We start from the raw sequence: 19,884 nt of genomic DNA on the forward strand, positions 1-19,884 counted from the left end.
CAGCATCGGTCGTGGGGGAGCGCCGGTCACCACCGAGGGAGCGAGCCATGATCAAAGGTCTTTCGATCGCCGCCGTCTGGGTCCTGGACCATGACCGGGCGAAGGAGTTCTACACCGAGAAGCTGGGTCTGGAGCTGCGCGCGGACATGACGCTGGGCGAGGGCGGGATGCGCTGGGTGACGGTCGGCGCGCCGGACCAGCCGGACCTGATGCTGACCCTCATGGTGCCCGGCGCCCCCGCGATGGACGAGGAGTCGGCCGCCGAGGTCAGAAAGCTGATCGCCAAGGGCGTGCTGGGCGCGGGCGCGCTGGCCACGGACGATGTCCACGGGGACTACGAGAGGCTCAGGGCGCGCGGCGTCGAGTTCGTCCAGCCGCCCCAGGAACGGCCGTACGGCACGGAGGCGATCCTGCGCGACGACTCGGGCAACTGGTTCTCCTTCACGCAGCGGCGCGAGAGCGACGACCTGGACCTGACCCGGGAGTGGGCCTCCTGACCGCCCCGCGAAGCCCCCGGACGGGAAGGGGGCCGGTCGAGAAGGGGTCAGTCCGGCAGGTGCGGTATCGGGAAGCTGCCCGTGGCCGTCGGGGCGTGCTCAGGGAGCCAGAGCACCGCGATCGCGCCGCCGCGGCCGTCGCGGCCCGTCGTGCCCTCCGGAGCCGCGTTGCGGAAGGTGAGCCGGGCGCCGAGGACGCGGGCCTGGCCGGCCGCGATGGTCAGGCCCAGCCCGTGGCCGTGGCCCGCGCGGTCCGTGGCGCCCGTACGGAAGCGGCTCGGGCCCTCGCGCAGCAGCGCCTCGGGGAAGCCCGGACCGTGGTCGCGTACGCGGACGACGCGGCCCTCGACGGTCACCTCCACCGGCGTTCGGCCGTGCTTGGCCGCGTTGGCCAGCAGATTGCCCAGGATCCGCTCCAGCCTGCGCGGATCGGTGTTCACCCAGGACTCGTGCACCACCTGGATCCTGATGTCCGGGTTCAGCAGCGACACCCGCCGCTCGACGAACTCGCCGAGCGCGATCTCCTGGAGTTCCGCGCGCTCCGACGCGCTGTCGAGCCTGGCCACTTCGAGGACGTCCTCGACCAGCGTCCGCATGGCCTGCGCCCGGTCCCGCACCAGCTCCGTGGGGCGCCCCGGCGGCAGCAGTTCGGCGGCCGTGAGCAGCCCGGTGACGGGGGTGCGCAGCTCGTGGGCGATATCGGCGGTGACCCGGCGCTCGGCCTCGATGCGCTCGTTCAGCGCGTCCGTCAGGGCGTCCACGGCGCGGGCCAGCTCGTCGGTCTCGTCGCGCACGACCCCGCTGATGGCCTCCCCGACCCGTACGTCCGTGTTCCCCTCCGCGACCAGGACCGCCGCCGCGGCCGCCCTGCGCAGCCGGCGCGAGAGCTGGCCGCCGATCAGCACGCCCAGGGCGCAGCCGCCGAAGACCACGGCGACCGAGCCGATGATCAGGGAGCGGTCCAGGTCCGTCATGATCGTGGCGCTGCGGTCGGCGAACTTGCTGTGCAGCGAGAGCACCGTGCCGTTGCTCATCGGCACGGCCGCCCAGACGTCCGGCACCCCGCTCGGGGTCTCGTGCACGAAGGTCGCGCGCCGCCCCTGCTTCATCTTCTCGTGCAGATCGCGCGGCAGCGCGGGGTCGTTTATCTTCGTGCCGAACTTGGGTTCCTTGGTGGTGTCGTACATCCGCTGCGCGAACAGCAGCCGCTCCAGCTGCACTTCGCGCGCGTTGTCGAGCATGGACACCCGGGCGGAGTTGTGCACCACCAGGCTCAGCGCCACCGCGACCAGCGCGCCGACGCCCGCGATCGCGATGCTGATCTTCCACCTGACCCCGGTGCGCAGGACGAGCCGCTTCATCGTGCTCCTCGCGTGGACGGTCAGGCCTTGAGCTTGTAGCCGAAGCCACGGACGGTGTCGATCCGGTTCTGCCCGATCTTGGTGCGCAGCCGCTGGACATGGACGTCCACGACCCGGGTGTCACCGCCCCAGCCGTAGTCCCAGACCCGCTCCAGCAGTTTGTCGCGCGAGAGCACGGTGCCCGGCGCCGCCGAGAACTCCAGCAGCAGCCGCATCTCGGTCGGGGTCAGGGCCACCGGCACGCCCGCCCTGCGCACCTCCATGCCCTCCGTGTCGATCTCCAGATCGCCGAAGGTCAGCACGCCCTGCTCAGCGGGCTCCCCGGGCCCGCCCCGCTCGCCGGCGGGCCGGCCCGCGTGCCCGAAGCGGCGCAGTACGGCCCTGATCCTGGCGACCAGCACCGCGCCGTCGAAGGGCTTCGTCACGTAGTCGTCGGCGCCGGCCTCCAGGCCGAGCACCACATCGATGGAGTCGGCGCGCGCCGACAGCATGATCACGGGCACGGTCGACTCGTCGCGGATCCGCCGGCACAGACTGACGCCGTCCAGGCCGGGCACCATCACATCGAGCAGCGCGATGTCCGGCCGGTCGGCGCGGAACGCGTCCAGGCCCGACAGCCCGTCGGGCATGGCGGTGACCACGAAGCCGTCACGCTCCAGCGCCAGCTGGGTGGCTTCGCGAATGACATCGTCGTCCTCGACGAACAGGACGTGGGTCTCGGTCATCCCCGGGCTCTCAGTTCTCGTGCGGGTCGACGCTGGGTTCGGCGGCGTTGCCGTCGCCGTTGCCCACCGCCCTGCTGTAGTCGTTGCGCACCCGGTAGCGCTCGCTGAACTTGGTGTCGGCCCAGCTGTACGTCACCACGTCCTCGCCCGAGGGGAACGACAGCGGGTCGCCCTTCGCGTACACCTGCTGGGTCACGACCAGCTCGCCCCGGTCGATCGTGGCGTAGACCGCCGGCTCCTCGGCCGCGAAGACATTCTCGTACGCCTCGTTCCTGAAGCGGTACACGAATGTCCCGATACCCACCGAGTCGCCGCACGTCAGCACGTTGATCACCACATCCGGAGAGGCGCCGCCGGTGAGATTTCCGTACGACGTGTCCACCGGATAGGCGTCCGCGGAGCAGGGCCTGAGGTCGGCCTTGATCCGTCTGCTGACCGCCGGGTCGTCGCGCAGCAGCGCGACCGGATCGACCGTCCTGGCGGGCGCCGAAGCGGCCGCTCCCGGTGTGGGCACGCCCCGCTCGACCGGAGCGGTCACGGCCGCGCCCTCGTCCCTGGTCCCGGTCCCCCCGGTCGAACAGCCGCCCGCGAGCAGGCCGAGTGCGGCGAGCCCGGCCATCACCGTGCCGCTCGCCGCCAGCGATCCGCCCCCCGGCCGGTCGGGGCCTGTCAGGCCGCGCACCTTTCCCGCCCCATCTCCTCATGGCCACCCCGGCCGCCACGCGCCTCGGGGCCGCCCCGGCCGTCACACCTGTCACGGCGCGTCTCCGCACGCCCCACGGCGCGGACCTCCGGCTCCCGGCCCTCGGCCGCCCTGCTCTCCAGCTCCTGGCGGAGCCGGGCCAGCGCGCGGTGCAGCGTGCTCTTCACCGTACCCGCCGACATGCCGAGCGCCGCCGCCGTCTCCTCCGTACTCATCTGCTCCCAGTGTCGCAGCACGACCACGCTGCGCTGCTTGGGAGCCAGCACTCCGAGGATGTCCATCAGCAGCGCCCGATCGGCGCGCTGCTCACTGCCGTCCTCGACGCTCGCGTCGGGCAGCTGCTCGGTGGGGACCTCTTCGAGCCTGCGGGCCCGCCACCACTCCGTACGGGTGTTGATCATGACGCGGCGCAGATACGCGTCGGCGAGGGACTTGTCGGCGATGCCGTCCCAGCGGCCGTAGGTACGGGCCAGCGCGGTCTGGAGCAGGTCCTGCGCGTCCACCGGGTCGGGCACGAGACGCCGGGCGCTGCGCAGCAGGGCCTCCTGCCGGGTACGCACGTACTCCTCGAAACCGAGCACCTCACCCTGCGCCATGCCAACCGCCTCCGACCCCGTGACCAACTCCGCCGTTCCCTTACGGCATTGAAATTACGGAGCACTTGTCACGAGGCTGTGCGGGACAGCCGTCGGCGGACGCACGGCTGTCCATCGGTTGTGTAACGGAGGCCCCGGCGAGGCGGCGCGACCCGCCCGGTCAGCCCTGCGGCAGCCGGTACACGCCGTTCTCCAAGGGCTCGACCAGCCCGTCGGCGACCAGCCCGTCCAGCGCCCTGGCGCGCTGCACCGGCTCGTCCCACACCGCGTCCAGGGCCCGCTGGGGTACGGGACCGACCGTGTCGCGCAGCACGGCGAGGAGCTTGCCGCGCACCTGGCGGTCGGTGCCCGCGTACGTCTGGCCGCGCCGCGCCGGGCCCTCGTGCGGCGGCTTCCCGGCCAGCAGCCAGGCGCACCGCGCCGCGATCGGGCAGCGCGCGCAGCTCTCGTTCTTCGCGGTGCAGACCAGCGCGCCCAGCTCCATCGAGGAGGCGGCCCAGCGCGCCGCGGTCTCCTCGTCCTCGGGCAGCAGCGCGCGGGCGAGCTTGCGCTCGGCGGCCGTCGTCGCGTTCGGCGGGTACTGGACGCCGGTCACGGCGCGGGCGAAGACCCGGCGGACGTTCGTGTCGAGGACGGCGTGGCGCTGCCCGTACGCGAAGGAGGCCACAGCGGCGGCCGTGTACTCGCCGATCCCGGGCAGGGCGAGCAGCTGCGCGTGCCGGCGGGGTACGTCACCGCCGTGCCGCTCCGTTATCGCCTGCGCGGCCCCGTGCAGCCGCAGCGCGCGGCGCGGGTAGCCGAGCCGTCCCCAGGCGCGTACGGCCTCGCCGGGGGCCTCGGCGGCGAGATCCGCCGGGCGCGGCCAGCGGGCGATCCACTGCTCGTACACGGGCAGCACCCGGCTGACCGGGGTCTGCTGGAGCATGAACTCGCTGATCATCACCCCCCAGGCGCCCGCCTCCGGGCGGCGCCAGGGCAGATCGCGCGCGTGGCTCTCGAACCAGGCGAGGACGGGGGTGTGCAGCTGGGCCGGGTCGACCGAGGTGGTGGCCGGGCCCGTCAGGGGGACCGTGGCCGTCGTGGTGTCGGTGGTCGTCGTGGGGGGTGTGAGGGGCGTCGGGAGCGCGCCGTCCGGGGCGTACGCGGCGTCGTCCGAGGTGTGCGCGGGGGTAGCAGTCATGGCACCACCGATCCTGGCACGACCGGGAGCGTGGACGGTGCAGCAGGCGGGCGTGCGCCGGAGGTTGTCACACGCCCGGGTCCGCCCGCGTCCGCGCTCCCTGTCCGTTCCGTACCGCTCCCGGTTCGTCTCCCGCGTCCCTTCCGTATCTTTCGTGTGATCCGTCGCGTGCGTGATCCGCCGTGCGGTCAGCGGCGGCCGGCGCTGTGCCGGCCGCGTTCGACCCCGACCCGCTCGCCCGTGCCGGCCAGCCAGAGCGCGAGCCCCGACTTACTGGTCCGCATCGTCCCGACCAGTGTCTGTACGGGCCGGGCGGCCAGCAGGACGACGAGCGTGGCCATCAGCCCGCCGAGCACCAGGCCCACCGCGACGTCGTGCGGGTAGTGCACCCCGACGAAGACCCGGGAGAACGCCATCAGGATCGCCATGGGCACGGTGAGATAGGCGAGCACGGGACGGGCCAGGGCGAGCGCGATGGCGGCGCCCCCGGCGATGGTGGAGTGATTGCTCGGGAACGACCAGTCGCCGACCGGCGGGCAGGCGACGAGCGACGCTCCCGCGCCCACGACCGCGCGGCACGGCCTGTCCTCGGTGAAGAAGGTCTTGAGCACCTCACTGCACACATAGGCGACGGCTGTCGCCAGCGGAGCGAGAACCGCCACGGCCACGGCGCGCGTGCCGGAGGGCCGGGCGAACCACCAGACCGCCACGAAGAGAACGCCGAACAACAGCAGTCCGGCCTCCGTCCACAGCTCTGCCAGGTGTTGGAACCAGGAGGGGGTCGTGCGTGCGAAGTCGGTTATGTCGAGATAGAGATCGCTGGTTGCGCTGCTGTCCATGGGGAGAACGTACAGAGTTCACCCGGGGTTCCCCGCACGCGCCTTCCTCTGCCCGTTTTCCGCCGCCCGAAGGGCCGATACCGCCCCGCCGGGATGATGATCCGTAAAACTTGCCAAGACGAGCGGCATGGGGGGCGGGAGTTGGCGCCGATCTCTCGTACAGTTTGCGCCGTGGGATCTTTGCGCAATCCGGTCGGGCCGCTTCCCTCCACCATCTACTGGCGACGGAGGGCTGTCGCGGCGACTCTGATCGCGCTGCTCGCCCTGCTGGTCGTATGGGTCGTCAGCTTCGGCGGCGGCGGAGGGAACAAGAAGACCGGCGACACCTCCGACGGCGCCAACCCCACCAAGACCATCGGCCCCGGCCCCTCCGGCTCGGGCCCCGCCATCAGCCAACAGCCGGGCGGGCGCGACGATTCGGGCGGCTCGGGCGACGGCGGTACGAGCGGAGCCGACGCGGGCGGCGACGGCGGCAAGAGCGACGGCGGCAAGAACGGCGACACCGGCGGCTCGGACGGCTCCGGCTCCGGTGGCTCGGACGGCTCGTCCGGCGACGGGGGTTCGGGCGGCGCGTCGGACGGCGCCGGCTCGGCGGGCTCGGCCGGCTCCGGCGGCGGTACGGGCACCGGCTCCGGCGGCGCCACGGGCTCCACCGGCACGGGCCGCCAGCTGCCGGCCGGCTCCGCGCTCCCCGACTGCGCCCCCAACTCCCTCACCCTGCGCCTGGCCACCACGAAGGTCGCCTACGCGCCGGGCGAGAAGCCCGCGTTCCGGCTGACCGCCACCAACACCTCCAGCACCAGCTGCAAGGCGGACTTCGGCCCGAAGGCCATCGTGCTGACCATCACCGACACGGACGACGACCAGGTCTGGTCCTCCAAGGACTGCCCGAAGACCGGCGCGTCGCTCTTCGAGGTCCCCGCGAACGGCACCGTCACCCGGACCGTCGAGTGGGACCGCAAGAAGAGCACGTCGAAGTGCGCCACCCCGCCGCCCGGAGCGGTCGGCCCCGGAACGTATCTGGTGGAGGCCAAGACGGCGGGTGCCTCGGTGAAGCAGGGGCAGCAGTCCATCCGCCTGGAGAAGGACTGACCCACCCACCCGCGCGCCTGCCGTACGGCGCACGGCACACACGAACGCCCGGCACACACGAACGCCCCGGCCGCACGGCCGGGGCGTTCGCCTGTACTGACCTGTATCTGTACCGCCGCTACACGTAGCGCTCCAGGATCGACGACTCCGCCAGCCGCGACAGCCCCTCGCGCACGCTCCTGGCCCGCGCCTCGCCGACACCGTCGACCGTCTGGAGATCGTCCACACTCGCCGCCAGCAGCTTCTGCAACCCGCCGAAGTGCTCGACCAGCCGCTCGATGATGGCGCCCGGCAGCCGCGGCACCTTCGCCAGCAGCCGGTAACCGCGCGGCGAGACCGCCGAGTCCAGCGTCTCGGGCGAGCCGCTGTAGCCCAGCGCCCGCGCCACGATGGGCAGTTCGAGCAGCTCGGGATGGGTGAGCCCGTGCAGCTCGACCAAAGCCTCGTCGACCGTGCGCGAGCGCTTCGCGGTCGGCTCGGGAACGTAGTCGCGCGCGACGAGGTCCCGCTCCGGATCCACGCCCGCGATCAACTCGTCCAGCTGGAGCGAGAGAAGCCGGCCGTCGGTGCCCAGCTCCACCACGTACTCGGCGATCTCCGTGGCGATCCGGCGCACCAGCTCCAGCCGCTGCGCCACCGCCGTCACGTCCCGGACCGTCACCAGGTCCTCGATCTCCAGGGCGGAGAGCGTGCCCGCGACCTCGTCCAGCCGCAGCTTGTACCGCTCCAGTGTCGCCAGCGCCTGGTTCGCCCGCGACAGGATCGCCGCCGACTCCTCCAGGACCCGGCGCTCCCCGTTCACATACAGCGCGATCAGCCGCATCGACTGCGATACGGAGACCACCGGGAAGCCGCACTGCTTCGACACCCGGTCCGCCGTGCGGTGCCGGGTGCCCGTCTCCTCCGTGGGGATCGAGGACTCCGGGACCAGCTGCACGCCGGCCCGCAGAATCTTGGTGATGTCCTTGTCGAGAATGAGCGCGCCGTCCAGCTTGGCCAGCTCGCGCAGGCGCGTCGCGGTGAACTCCACGTCCAGCACGAAGCCGCCCGTGCACATCGATTCGACGGTCTTGTCCATGCCCAGGACGATGAGACCGCCGGTGTTGCCGCGCAGGATCCGCTCTAGCCCGTCGCGCAGGCCCATACCCGGCGCGACAGCGCTCAGGGTGGCGCGCATCAGCGCTTCGTTGCCGGAGCCCGCGCCGGATTTTCCGGGAGCTGATGCCCGGTCGTTGGCTGCCACTGCACTCCTCCGGCTCGTACGGATGGGCGAGACCAGGGCAAAGTCTACCGGCGAGCGTTGTCGTCCCGTGGGGCGTCCGCACGACCCCGGCGCGGCAACGCTCTCAGAGCATCACCCATATCAGCGACTTCCGTGACCTTCATACCGGCGGGGATCTTCCCCGGGTCGGTCGGAACAAGCGCCTGGGTGAAGCCCAGACGGTGTGCCTCGGCGAGCCTGCGCTGCACTCCAGTGACCCGTCTGACCTCCCCCGCGAGCCCCACCTCACCGATCGCGACCAGGTTCTTCGGCAGCGGGGTGTCGCTCGCCGCCGAGGCCAGCGCGAGCGCCACCGCGAGATCGGCGGCCGGCTCGGTCAGCTTCACCCCGCCGACCGTCGCGCTGTAGATGTCCCGCTTGCCGAGCGAGCTGATCCGGCCGCGCTGCTCCAGCACCGCCAGCATCATCGAGACCCGCGAGGTCTCCAGACCGGAGGTGGTGCGCCGGGGCGAGGGGATCTGCGAGTCGACCGTCAGCGCCTGCACCTCCACCACGAGCGGGCGCTTGCCCTCCAGGGTGACGGTCAGACACGTACCGGGAACCGGCGCGTCGCGGCGGGTCAGGAACAGCCCCGACGGGTCGGTCAGCCCGGTGATCCCCTCGTCGTGCAGCTCGAAGCAGCCGACCTCGTCGGTCGCCCCGTACCGGTTCTTGATGCCGCGGACGAGGCGCAGCCGGGCGTGCCGGTCGCCCTCGAAGGACAGCACGACGTCCACGAGGTGCTCCAGCAGCCGCGGACCGGCGATCGCGCCGTCCTTGGTGACATGGCCCACCAGCAGGGTGGCCATCCCGCGCTCCTTCGAGGCCCGGATGAGCGCGCCCGCGACCTCGCGCACCTGCGCCATCCCGCCGGGAGCGCCGTCGATCTCGGGCGAGGCCACGGTCTGTACGGAGTCCAGGATCAGCAGCGACGGCTTGACCGCGTCGAGATGGCCGAGGACGGCGGAGAGGTCCGTCTCGGCGGCGAGATACAGATCGTCGTGGAGCGCCTTGATCCGGTCGGCGCGCAGCCGCACCTGACTCGCGGACTCCTCGCCCGTCACATAAAGCGTGCGGTGCTCGGGGCCGGCCGCCTTCGCCGCGACGTCGAGCAGCAGCGTGGACTTGCCGACGCCCGGCTCGCCCGCCAGCAGCACCACGGCGCCGGGCACCAGACCGCCGCCCAGCACCCGGTCCAGCTCGGGCACCCCGGTGGAGCGCGCCGTGGCCGTACGGACGTCGACCTCGCCGATCGGGAGCGCGGCGGTCGAGACCCGGCCCGCCGCCGTGGTCCGCACCGCGGGCGCGCCGTACTCCTCCACCGTCCCCCACGCCTGGCATTCGGGGCAGCGGCCGAGCCACTTGGCGGTCGTCCATCCGCACTCGGTGCAGCGGTAGGACGGCCGGTCCTTCGCGGATTTCGTACGGGCAGCCATGGCGTCACCGTATAGGGGTCCACCGACAGTCCCGACCGGGGCGGGTGCGCCGGTGGGACCGCCGGTCCGGCGGACAGCCCGGAAGAGTGAGGGAAGGCGACGGAAGTAGACGTTCGTGTCCCCTTTTGAGGGATAGCTTCACCCGTAAGGATTAAATAGGCTCAAGGGGTGTGAAGCGCGCGGGCCCGAATGTCTACCGTCGCCGGGTGATGAGCAGCAGCCACGAGACCCCCACGCACACCACCGGCGCACACCGCGCGCTCCGTCGTGCGCCCCAGTCGGTGGCGCAGCATCCGCCCGCTCGGTACGAGCCTTATCTGGACGGCCTGTTCACCTACTGCCTCTCCGTGCTGTGCGACCACGACGCGGCCACCGAGGTGCTGGGTGACGTGCTCGCCATCTCCGAGCGGCAGCAAGGACGTTGCCCCTCCGAGGCGGGCGAGCGCAGAGCCTGGCTGTACGCGATCGCCCGCTGGGCCTGTCTGCGCAAGGTGACCGAACAGCGGCGCGGCCGCCAGGGGGCGCACGCGGGCAACCGCGCGCCGGAGCCGGAGACGACGCCCGCTCCCGTGCCGGAGACCGCCGCGCGCCACCGGCGCGAACTGGCGCTGCTGGCCTGGCCGGAGGCCGCCGGCACGACCCCCGAGCAGCGCGAGGTCCTGGAGCTGTCCGTACGGCACCGGCTCACCCCGGACGAGGTCGCCTCCGTGGTCTCCATGGAGCCGCCCGCCGCCCGTGAGCTGCTCTCCTCCGCCGCCTGCGAGGTGGAGCGCACCCGCGCCGCGCTCGCCGTCGTCGACACCGGCGACTGTCCGTCCGTCGCCCGGCTCACCGGCGATCATCAGGTGCTGCTCTCCGCCGCGCTCCGGCGCGAACTGGTCCGGCACGTGGACGACTGCCCGCGCTGCCGCCGCGCCGCCGAGCGCGTCGAGGCGGCCGGCCCCTGGCCGGGCTCGCGCCCCTCGGGCGCTGCGGGCACGGCCGGTACGGGCACGGCCGGTACGGGTACGGCCGCCGCGTCCGCCTCCGAGGGCGCGCCCGCCGGCTCGCCCGACGTCCTGCCGCTGGTCACCGTGGACCGGAGCGCCGCGTACGCCGCCATGACCCGGGCGCCCCGGGCCCGCGCCAGCGCGCCGCGCTTCGACCGCAGCGGCTTCCCCATGGACCCCAAGGACCGCGCGGCCCGCCGCGACCGGCTGCGGGCGCGCGCCGTGACCACCACCGTCGTCGCGACCGTCGTCGCCGCCCCCGTGCTCGCCCTCTGGGCCGCGCACCGGGGCGTTCCGCAGACGGGCGAGGGCCACAGCGGCTCGTCGGTCACCGCGGGCGAGACCGAGGCACCGGACAGCGCGGACGGCGAGCCCTACGAGCACTACGAGAACGCCGGCAGCGCCCAGAACGGGAAGGGCTCCCGCTTCATCGAGGGCAGCCGCGCGCCCGATGTCTCCGTCGAGGTCATCAGCGACGGCGTCGGGGTGCCGCCGGTGGGCCCGGGACGCTCGAACCCCGGCCGGATCACGGTCGAGGCGCACCCCACCGGGAACACGACGCTGATCACGCTCCGGGCGTCCGGTGGCGAGCCGGTCTCCTGGACGGCCGGGACGGAGGCCCCCTGGCTCCGGCTGAGCAGCCACTACGGCACGCTCGCGCCCGGCGGGTCCACCACCGTCCGCGTCACCGTGGACCACCGGCGCGCGCCCTCCGGGCCCTGGAGCGCGCGGATCGCGCTCTATCCGGCGGGGGCGGTGGTCAAGATCCACGGCTACGGCCCCAGGCCGCCCGCGTCCGGCCGTCCCGGACACACCGGCAGTCCCGGCCGCCCCACCGTTCCCGGTTCCCCGGGTTCCCCCGGCTCCCCGGGGACCACCAGACCGACCTCGCCGCCCGGCACCTCCGGCCCCGGCCCGTCCCGGCCCACCGACCCGGCGCCCTCGGACCCCGGCGGGCCCGGCCCCTCCGACCCCGGCTCCAGCACCGGCCCCTCTGACCCGTCGCCGTCCGATCCGGCCCCGTCGGACCCGGACCCCGACCCAGGCAGTCCGGATCCGCCGACGAGCGGCCCCGACGACCCGCCGCCGTCGGGCTGAGACAGGACCCGGCGCAGTTCCGAAGAAACGTTCCGAGACCCGAAGAAACGTTCCGAGGAAACGGTTCCGAGGCCGGTCAGGAACCGCCCACCGACTCAGGAACCGCTCATCGCTCAGGAACCGCCCACCGACTCAGGAACCGCTCACGACCCGGCCGGACGCACCGGATCCGCCGGAGTCGCCGGATCCGCCGGATGCGGCGCGAGCAGCGGCAGCTCGCTCGCCATCCGCCGCTCGCACAGCTCGGCCAGCCGCTCGTACCCCTCCTTGCCCATCAGCTCCGTCAGCTCGGGCCGGTACGTCTTGTACACCGGCTCGCCCGCGCCGTGCGCCGAGGTCGCCGACGTGCACCACCAGTGCAGGTCGTGGCCGCCGGAACCCCAGCCGCGCCGGTCGTACTCCCCGATCGACACCTGGAGCACCCGCGTGTCGTCGGGCCGGTCGATCCAGTCGTACGTCCGCCTGACCGGCAGCTGCCAGCAGACGTCCGGCTTCGTCTCCAGCGGCTCGCGCCCCTCGCGCAGCGCCAGGATGTGCAGCGAGCAGCCCGCGCCCGCCGCGAAACCGGGACGGTTCTGGAAGATGCACGAACCCTCCCAGCGCCGCGTCTGCCGGTCGCCGTCCTCGTCGGTCTGCGTCCAGCCCGTCCGCGTGCCCTCCCCGTGGAACTGCCACAGGTCGGGAGTGAGACGCGCCACATGTTCCGCGACCCGCTTCTCGTCGTCCTCGTCCGAGAAATGCGCGCCCAGCGTGCAGCAGCCGTCGTCCGCGCGGCCCGCCTCGATGCCCTGGCAGCCACTGCCGAAGATGCAGGTCCAGCGCGAGGTGAGCCAGGTCAGATCACAGCGGAAGACCTGTTCGTCGTCGGCGGGATCCGGGAACTCCACCCAGGCGCGGGCGAAGTCCAGACCCTTCTCGTCCGGGGTGTCCGGAGCCGCGACCCGGACCTCCCGACGCCGCTCGTCCTGCTTCTTGGGGCCCTTGGCTTTGCCCGGCTTCGCCTTGTTCGTCTTTGGCACGGGTCCAGCGTATGCGCGCGCTCGCAGTAGCGTTCCGCTCATGAGACTCGGAGTCCTCGACGTCGGTTCGAACACGGTGCACCTGCTGGCTGTCGACGCGCATCGCGGCGCCCGCCCGCTGCCCGCGCATTCGCACAAGGCGGAGCTGCGGCTCGCCGAACTCCTCGACGCGGACGGCGCGATCGGCCCCGAGGGCGTCGACCGGCTGGTGGCCACCATCGCCGACGCCCTCCAGGCCGCCGAGGACAAGGGATGCGAGGACGTACTGCCCTTCGCGACCTCCGCCGTACGCGAGGCCAGCAACGCCGACCAGGTGCTCGGGCGGGTCAAGAGCGAGACCGGAGTGGATCTTGAGGTCCTCACCGGCGAGCAGGAGGCCCGGCTCACCTTCCTCGCCGCCCGGCGCTGGTTCGGCTGGTCGTCCGGGAAGCTGCTGGTCCTGGACATCGGCGGCGGCTCGCTGGAGATCGCGTACGGCATGGACGAGGAGCCGGACGCCGCCGTCTCCCTCCCGCTGGGCGCTGGCCGGCTCACCGCCGGGCGGCTGCCCGGCGATCCGCCCGACCCGATCGACGTGAAGGCGCTGCGCCGCCATGTACGGGCGGAGATCGCCCGTACCGTCGGCGAGTTCTCCCGGTTCGGCACCCCGGACCATGTCGTGGCGACCTCCAAGACCTTCAAGCAACTGGCCCGCCTCGCCGGGGCCGCGCGCTCCGCCGACGGCCTCTACGTACAGCGCGAACTGAGCCGCGCGTCCCTGGAGGAGTGGGTCCCCAAGCTCTCCACCATGAACGCCCTCCAGCGCGCCGCCCTCCCCGGCGTCTCCGAGGGCCGCTCCTCCCAGCTGCTGGCGGGAGCGCTGGTCGCGGAGGGAGCGATGGACCTGTTCGGCGTCGAGACGCTGGAGATCTGCCCCTGGGCGCTGCGCGAGGGCGTCATCCTGCGCCGGCTGGACCAGCTCCCGACGACGTAGGGCGACGCAGGACGACGCAGGACGGCACCGGCGGACCGGCTCCCGGCGGCGTAAGGGGTTTACGGGTCGCCCGGAGCGTGCCCGTACGCTGTCTCCGTGGCAGAACCAGTGGTGCGCACCCCGGCCGCGAAGGTCGCGCTGTCGACGGCCTCCGTCTATCCGGAGTCGACGGCGACGGCCTTCGAGATCGCCGCGCGCCTCGGGTACGACGGTGTCGAGGTCATGGTCTGGACCGATCCGGTCAGCCAGGACATCGACGCGCTGCGCCGCCTCTCCGACCGCTACGGGGTCCCGGTCCTCGCCGTCCACGCGCCCTGTCTGCTGATCACCCAGCGGGTCTGGTCGACCGATCCGTGGGTGAAGCTCCAGCGGGCGCGGGCGGCGGCCGAGCGGCTCGGGGCGAGCACGGTGGTCGTGCACCCGCCGTTCCGCTGGCAGCGGCAGTACGCGCGCGACTTCGTCTCCGGCATCTGGCGGATGGCGGGGGAGACGGACGTACGGTTCGCCGTCGAGAACATGTACCCCTGGCGCTACCGGGACCGCGAGCTGCTCGCGTACGCCCCGGAATGGGACGTCACCAAGGACGAGTACCGGCACTTCACCGTCGACCTCTCGCACACCGCGACCGCCCGCACCGACGCCATGGCCATGATCGACCGGATGGGCGACCGGCTCGGCCACGTCCACCTCGCGGACGGCAACGGCTCGGCCAAGGACGAGCACCTGGTGCCGGGGCGCGGCACCCAGCCGTGCGCCGAACTGCTGGAGCGGCTCGCGGACAGCGCGTTCGACGGCCATGTGGTGATCGAGGTCAACACCCGGCGCGCGATGTCGGGGGCCGAGCGCGAGGCGGATCTCGCGGAGGCGCTGGCGTTCGCCCGGCACCACCTGGCCGGGGAGACGGGCGCCCCTCGTACCCCCCAGGCCCCGCGTACCCCTCAGGCACCACGTACCGCGCATGCCCCGGGCGCCCCGGGTACCTCTGGCATCTCTGGCACCTCAGGTCCCCCGAGGTCCTCGCCGGTTCCGCGTCCCCCGGGTCCCCCGCGGACCTCCGAGCCGTCATGACCGCCGAGACCCCGCGCCGCCGCGGCCGTCCCGCCCGCAAGGACGCCGGACCGGGTCCCGGTGCCCGGCAGAAGATCCTGGAGTCGGCCCGTACGGAATTCGCCGAGCGCGGCTACGACAAGACCTCCGTCCGGGGCATCGCCAGGGCGGCGGGGGTCGACCCCGCGCTCGTGCACCACTACTTCGGTACGAAGGACGAGGTCTTCGCGGCGGCCATCGAGATCTCCTTCGAGCCCGCGCTGCTGATCTCCGAGGTGCTGAACGGCGAGCGCGAGCGGATCGGCGAGCAGCTCGCGCGCCACTTCCTCGGCGTCTGGGAGAACCCGGTGACCCGGGCCCCGCTGCTGGCGGTCATCCGGTCCGCGCTGACCCACGAGGCGGCGGCGACGGTCCTGCGGACCTTCGTCCTGCGCAGGCTGCTGTCCCGGCTCGCCAAGGAGCTGGACGTACCGAACCCGGAGTTCCGCGCCGAGCTGGCCGCCTCCCACATGATCGGGACGGCGTTCCTCCGGTACGTGATCAAGGCGGAGCCGCTGGCGTCCGTGGACCCCGAGGAGATCATCGCCCTGGTCGCGCCCACTCTCCAGCGCTACCTGACCGAGAGCTGACCTGACCGAGAGCTGAAACGGGCGTCCCGCATTCCGGACGCCGTGTCCAGATCTTGGATCCGAGGCGTACGCTCGGAAAGAGTCTTTTCTGCCGAAGGATCTGTCGAAGGAGCGAACGGCGATGCCCGAGCTGAGGTCCCGCACTGTCACCCACGGCCGCAATATGGCGGGCGCACGCGCCCTTATGCGAGCGTCGGGCGTAGCGAGCGCGGACATCGGCAAGCCGATCGTCGCGGTGGCCAACTCCTTCACCGAGTTCGTGCCCGGCCACACCCACCTCGCGCCGGTCGGCCGGATCGTCTCCGACGCGATCAAGGCCGCGGGCGCCGTGCCGCGCGAGTTCAACACGATCGCCGTGGACGACGGCATCGCGATGGGCCACGGCGGCATGCTCTACTCCCTGCCGTCGCGCGACCTGATCGCCGACTCCGTCGAGTACATGGTCGAGGCGCACTGCGCGGACGCGCTGATCTGCATCTCCAACTGCGACAAGATCACCCCGGGCATGCTGATGGCCGCGCTGCGCCTCAACATCCCCACGGTCTTCGTCTCCGGCGGCCCGATGGAGGCCGGCAAGGCCACCCTGGTGGACGGCACGGTCCGAAAACTCGACCTGGTCAACGCGATCTCGGACGCGGTCGACGAGTCGATCTCGGACGAGGACATCCTCCGCATCGAGGAGAACGCCTGTCCGACCTGCGGCTCGTGCTCCGGGATGTTCACCGCCAACTCGATGAACTGCCTGACCGAGGCCATGGGCCTCTCGCTCCCCGGCAACGGTTCGGTGCTCGCCACGCACACCGCCCGCAAGGCGCTGTACGAGAACGCGGGCCGGACGGTCGTCGAGATCACCAAGCGCCACTACGAGCAGGACGACGCGTCGGTCCTGCCGCGCAACATCGCCACCCGCGCCGCCTTCGAGAACGCCATGGCGCTCGACATCGCCATGGGCGGCTCCACGAACACCATCCTCCACCTGCTCGCCGCCGCCCAGGAGGCCGAGCTGGACTACGACCTCGCCGACATCGACGCGGTCTCGCGCCGGGTGCCCTGCCTGTCCAAGGTCGCGCCGAACGTCGCCCCCGGCGGTACGTACTACATGGAGGACATCCACCGGGCCGGCGGCATCCCCGCCATCCTCGGTGAGCTGTACCGGGGCGGCCTGCTCAACGAGGACGTGCACACCGTCCACTCGCCGAGCATCAAGGACTGGCTGGAGACCTGGGACGTGCGCGGCGGCTCGCCCTCCGAGGAGGCTGTCGAGCTGTGGCACGCGGCCCCCGGCTGCGTCCGCTCCGCCGAGGCGTTCTCGCAGTCCGAGCGGTGGGACACGCTCGACACCGACGCCGCCGGCGGCTGCGTCCGCGATGTCGCCCACGCCTACTCCAAGGACGGTGGCCTGGCGGTGCTCAAGGGCAACCTGGCCGTGGACGGCTGCGTGGTGAAGACCGCGGGCGTCGACGAGTCCATCTGGACCTTCGAGGGCCCGGCCGTCGTCTGCGAGTCGCAGGAGGACGCCGTCGAGAAGATCCTCCGTAAGGAGATCGCCGAGGGCGACGTCATCGTCATCCGCTACGAGGGCCCGCGCGGCGGCCCCGGCATGCAGGAGATGCTCTACCCGACCTCGTACCTGAAGGGCCGGGGCCTCGGAAAGTCCTGCGCGCTGGTCACGGACGGCCGCTTCTCCGGCGGTACGTCGGGCCTGTCGATCGGGCACGCCTCGCCGGAGGCGGCCTCGGGCGGCACGATCGCGCTGGTCCACGACGGCGACCGGATCAGGATCGACATCCCGAACCGCTCGATCGAGTTGCTGGTCGCCGATGAGGAACTCGCGGCGCGCCGCGAGGCGTTGAACGGCGTGTACGCCCCCGCCGACCGCGAGCGCAAGGTCTCGGTGGCGCTGCGCGCGTACGCGGCGATGGCGACGAGCGCGGACAAGGGCGCGGTCCGGGACATCTCGCTGCTCGGCTGACAGCGGTTGCGGACGGGCTCCGCCGTACACGAGTCACGTGGGTACATAAGGCACGTGGTGCGGCGGAGCCCGGCGCTACCAGCGCGCCGGATCGCGGCCGTCGACGGCGAAGACCGACCCGTCGGGCGCGCTCGCGAACACCGTGCCCGCCACGGCGACCGGCGCGGCCAGACTGGGGACCAGCGTCCCTGAGCCCGTCGCCATCCGGGGCTTCGTCTGCCCCAGCAGCCTCCCCCGCGCGCCGTCCACGGCGAGCAGCCGTCCGTCCCCCGCGCTCAGATAGACCCGGTCCCCGGTGGCGGTGGGGCGCGAGGCCCGGGTGACCGAGGTCTCCAGGCGCCAGCGCACGCCCCCGGCCTTCCCCTTACGGGTGTCGACGGCGAGCAGCGATCCCGTGTACCCCATGACGTAGACCGTGTCGCCGTCCACGGTGGCCTGCGCCTGCTCGACCGGCGCGTCCAGCGGGACGCGCCGCACGGTGCGGGTCGACGCGTCGACCCGCACCACGGCGTCGGTCCGGTCGTCGAGGTCGCGGGAGAGCAGGAAGAGCGCGCCGGAGGCGGCACCGGCCGGGGTGAGGGTGCCCGGCAGCCGCTTCTCCCAGCGCAGGGCGCCCGTGGCCGGGTCGACGGACCTGATCCCGGTCGCCGTACCGTCGGCCGACGGGGTCGCGGCGAACAGCGGACCGCCGGAGCTGCCGCCACCGCTGTCACCGCCGGAGTCGCCCGAACCGTCGCCCGCCGCCGTCCAGACCGTGCCGGTCCCGCCGTGCCGCGCGGTCCAGCGCTCGGTCCCGGTCGCGCTGTCCAGCGCGCGCACCGTCCCGTCGTACGCCACGAGCAGCACCGAACTCCCCGTGTAGCGGACGCTGGCGTACGAGGCGACGCCGACCGCCCAGCGCTCGGCGCCCGACGCCGGGTCGAGGGCCTTCAGCCGGGACCCGGCGGGCTCGACGACCAGCAGCAGCCCACCGGAGAGCACCGGCGCCGCGCCGTTGTCGGACACCTCGCCGTCGGCCCCGCCGTCGCCGGACCCCGCGCCCTTCGACGCCCGTACGGTCGGCACGGTCCAGCGGACCTCGCCGTCGTCCGGGTCGAGCCGGGCCGCCGTGACCCCGGGAGCGGCGCAGTAGACCCCCGCGCCCGTACTCGTACCGGTGCCCGCACGCGAACCGCCGGCCGAACAGACGGGCAGTCCCGCGTGCAGCTCCGTGCGCCAGGGCTGGAACGCCCGGCCCGACCGCGATCCGTCCGTGCCGGTCCGCGCGGGGGCGGGAGGCGCGGCGTCGTCGCCCGTGGCCCGTACCGCCACCACACCCACGACACCGACCACGGCCAGCGCGACCACCGCCGCACCCGCCGCCGCCCAGCGCACCCCTCGGCGGGCCCCGGCCAGGGACTGGACGGTCTGCGGCAGCCGGGTCCCGAGCCTGGAGGCGGGGGAGTGGGTGGCGCCGGCGGCGGGCGCGGGGGTCAGGGACTCGTCAGCGCCGGGGCGGCGCTGCGCGGGTACGAGCGGACTCGCGCCGTGCGGCGCCCCGGTCTCCCGGCCGCCCTCGGTCCGACCGCTCCCGCCCCAGTCGGCAGCGCCCTGCCCCGCCCCGCCCCGGTCGCCCAGCCGCAGCGCGGCCATCAGCTCGTCCGGTGTCGGCCGGTCCGCCGGATCCTTCGCCAGACAACGGGTGATCAGCGGTACGAGCCCCTCGGGGACCCCGGCCAGATTCGGTTCGTCGTGCACGACCTGGTACGCGACGATGTACGGGCTGTCCGAGTCGAAGGGCCCGCGCCCGGTCGCCGCGTGGACCAGCACCGCGCCCATGGCGAACACATCGGCGGCGGGGCCGACTTCGCGCGGGCGCTGGAACTGCTCGGGGGCCATGAACGGCGGGGTGCCGATCAGCTTGCCCGTCTCCGTGCGCAGATCGCTGTCCACGGGCCGCGAGATGCCGAAGTCGATGACCTTGGGCCCGTCGGACGCCAACAGGACGTTGCTCGGCTTGAGATCGCGGTGCACCACGCCGGCGCGGTGGATGTCCCGCAGCCCCTCGGCCAGTCCCGCACCGAGCCTGACGAGTTCCCCGTAGCCCAGCGGGCCGTTCCGCTTCACCCGCTCGGACAGTGTGGGGCCGTCGATGAACAGCGTTGCCATCCAGGGCCGTCCGGCCTCCGGATCGGCATCCACGACGGGCGCGGTGAAGGCCCCGCTCACCCGCCGCGCGGCGGCGACCTCTTGTCGGAACCGTGCCCTGAACTCGGGATCCGAGGCGTGGTTGGTGTGGATGACCTTCACGGCCAGGCGCAGTCCTGAAGCGGAGGTGGCCAGATGGACCACACCCATTCCGCCCGAACCCAGGGCTGATTCGAGCAGATAGCGACCGGCGTGATCCGGATGCTCCGCTTCCGGGGCCTGCCCGGTATTGCGCAGTGGTGGCACCGCCCACCCCCGATGAATTCGTGCGCAAGCGCGA

General features: G+C 72.9%; 17 protein-coding genes. 7 read left to right on the plus strand and 10 right to left on the minus strand.

From position 1 onward, the window contains the following. Positions 1-47: 47 nt before the first annotated feature. A complete protein-coding gene (locus OG627_RS20040) occupies positions 48-497 on the plus strand; it encodes a VOC family protein (RefSeq protein ID WP_329067019.1) in 450 nt (149 codons plus the stop codon). Between the two features lie 47 nt (positions 498-544). On the opposite strand, the gene cseC is transcribed toward OG627_RS20040, so the two are convergent. The 6 genes from cseC to OG627_RS20070 form a co-directional block, all read right to left on the minus strand. Next, on the minus strand, positions 545-1,858 hold the full coding sequence (gene cseC / locus OG627_RS20045) for a two-component system sensor histidine kinase CseC (RefSeq protein WP_329067020.1): 1,314 nt from the start codon (positions 1,856-1,858) through the stop codon (positions 545-547). Between the two features lie 20 nt (positions 1,859-1,878). Next, positions 1,879-2,583 (minus strand): two-component system response regulator CseB, encoded by a 705-nt coding sequence (cseB, locus tag OG627_RS20050; protein WP_329067022.1) that lies wholly within the window; start codon positions 2,581-2,583, stop codon positions 1,879-1,881. A 10-nt stretch (positions 2,584-2,593) separates the two neighbouring features. Next, entirely contained in the window at positions 2,594-3,202 is a 609-nt protein-coding gene (locus OG627_RS20055; RefSeq protein WP_329072823.1) for a hypothetical protein, read from the minus strand. 50 nt (positions 3,203-3,252) lie between these two features. Next, a complete protein-coding gene (locus OG627_RS20060; protein WP_329067024.1) occupies positions 3,253-3,882 on the minus strand; it encodes a SigE family RNA polymerase sigma factor in 630 nt (209 codons plus the stop codon). Positions 3,883-4,042: 160 nt separating this feature from the next. Further along, complete coding sequence (locus OG627_RS20065; RefSeq protein ID WP_329067025.1) at positions 4,043-5,062, minus strand: A/G-specific adenine glycosylase; 1,020 nt, start codon at positions 5,060-5,062, stop codon at positions 4,043-4,045. 188 nt (positions 5,063-5,250) lie between these two features. After that, positions 5,251-5,901 carry a phosphatase PAP2 family protein gene (locus OG627_RS20070; RefSeq protein ID WP_329067027.1) on the minus strand — a complete coding sequence of 217 codons (651 nt, stop codon included), beginning with the start codon at positions 5,899-5,901 and terminating at the stop codon, positions 5,251-5,253. A gap of 171 nt (positions 5,902-6,072) precedes the next feature. On the opposite strand from OG627_RS20070, the gene OG627_RS20075 reads away from it, so the two are divergent. Next, a complete protein-coding gene (locus OG627_RS20075) occupies positions 6,073-6,993 on the plus strand; it encodes a hypothetical protein (RefSeq protein WP_329067029.1) in 921 nt (306 codons plus the stop codon). Positions 6,994-7,111: 118 nt separating this feature from the next. Here the strand turns inward: OG627_RS20075 and disA are convergent, their stop codons facing one another. Together disA and radA are read right to left on the minus strand one after the other, a co-directional pair. Next, positions 7,112-8,236, minus strand: coding sequence for a DNA integrity scanning diadenylate cyclase DisA (gene disA, locus OG627_RS20080; RefSeq protein WP_329067031.1), 1,125 nt, complete (start codon positions 8,234-8,236; stop codon positions 7,112-7,114). Positions 8,237-8,280: 44 nt separating this feature from the next. Next, the gene (gene radA, locus OG627_RS20085) at positions 8,281-9,690 is read right to left on the minus strand and encodes a DNA repair protein RadA (RefSeq protein ID WP_329067033.1); all 1,410 of its coding nucleotides are present in this window, start codon (positions 9,688-9,690) and stop codon (positions 8,281-8,283) included. 209 nt (positions 9,691-9,899) lie between these two features. Here radA and OG627_RS20090 point away from each other — a divergent pair, with 209 nt between their 5' ends. Further along, positions 9,900-11,777 carry an RNA polymerase sigma factor gene (locus OG627_RS20090; RefSeq protein ID WP_329072825.1) on the plus strand — a complete coding sequence of 626 codons (1,878 nt, stop codon included), beginning with the start codon at positions 9,900-9,902 and terminating at the stop codon, positions 11,775-11,777. 143 nt (positions 11,778-11,920) lie between these two features. On the opposite strand, the gene OG627_RS20095 is transcribed toward OG627_RS20090, so the two are convergent. Beyond that, a complete protein-coding gene (locus OG627_RS20095; protein ID WP_329067035.1) occupies positions 11,921-12,796 on the minus strand; it encodes a hypothetical protein in 876 nt (291 codons plus the stop codon). Between the two features lie 40 nt (positions 12,797-12,836). Here OG627_RS20095 and OG627_RS20100 point away from each other — a divergent pair, with 40 nt between their 5' ends. From OG627_RS20100 to ilvD, 4 genes are all read left to right on the plus strand, one after another. Beyond that, positions 12,837-13,769, plus strand: coding sequence for a Ppx/GppA phosphatase family protein (locus tag OG627_RS20100; RefSeq protein ID WP_329067037.1), 933 nt, complete (start codon positions 12,837-12,839; stop codon positions 13,767-13,769). A 96-nt stretch (positions 13,770-13,865) separates the two neighbouring features. Further along, positions 13,866-14,837, plus strand: a complete 972-nt coding sequence (locus OG627_RS20105; protein WP_329067039.1) for a sugar phosphate isomerase/epimerase family protein — start codon at positions 13,866-13,868, stop codon at positions 14,835-14,837. Continuing rightward, positions 14,834-15,445 (plus strand): TetR/AcrR family transcriptional regulator, encoded by a 612-nt coding sequence (locus OG627_RS20110; protein WP_329067041.1) that lies wholly within the window; start codon positions 14,834-14,836, stop codon positions 15,443-15,445. Before OG627_RS20105 ends, OG627_RS20110 begins: the two co-directional genes overlap by 4 nt. A gap of 121 nt (positions 15,446-15,566) precedes the next feature. Beyond that, the gene (gene ilvD, locus OG627_RS20115; RefSeq protein WP_329067043.1) at positions 15,567-17,417 is read left to right on the plus strand and encodes a dihydroxy-acid dehydratase; all 1,851 of its coding nucleotides are present in this window, start codon (positions 15,567-15,569) and stop codon (positions 17,415-17,417) included. A 75-nt stretch (positions 17,418-17,492) separates the two neighbouring features. Here the strand turns inward: ilvD and OG627_RS20120 are convergent, their stop codons facing one another. After that, positions 17,493-19,850 carry a protein kinase domain-containing protein gene (locus OG627_RS20120; RefSeq protein ID WP_329067045.1) on the minus strand — a complete coding sequence of 786 codons (2,358 nt, stop codon included), beginning with the start codon at positions 19,848-19,850 and terminating at the stop codon, positions 17,493-17,495. Positions 19,851-19,884: the final 34 nt, after the last annotated feature.

This window comes from Streptomyces sp. NBC_01429, from assembly GCF_036231945.1.
Taxonomy (GTDB): Bacteria; Actinomycetota; Actinomycetes; order Streptomycetales; family Streptomycetaceae; genus Streptomyces.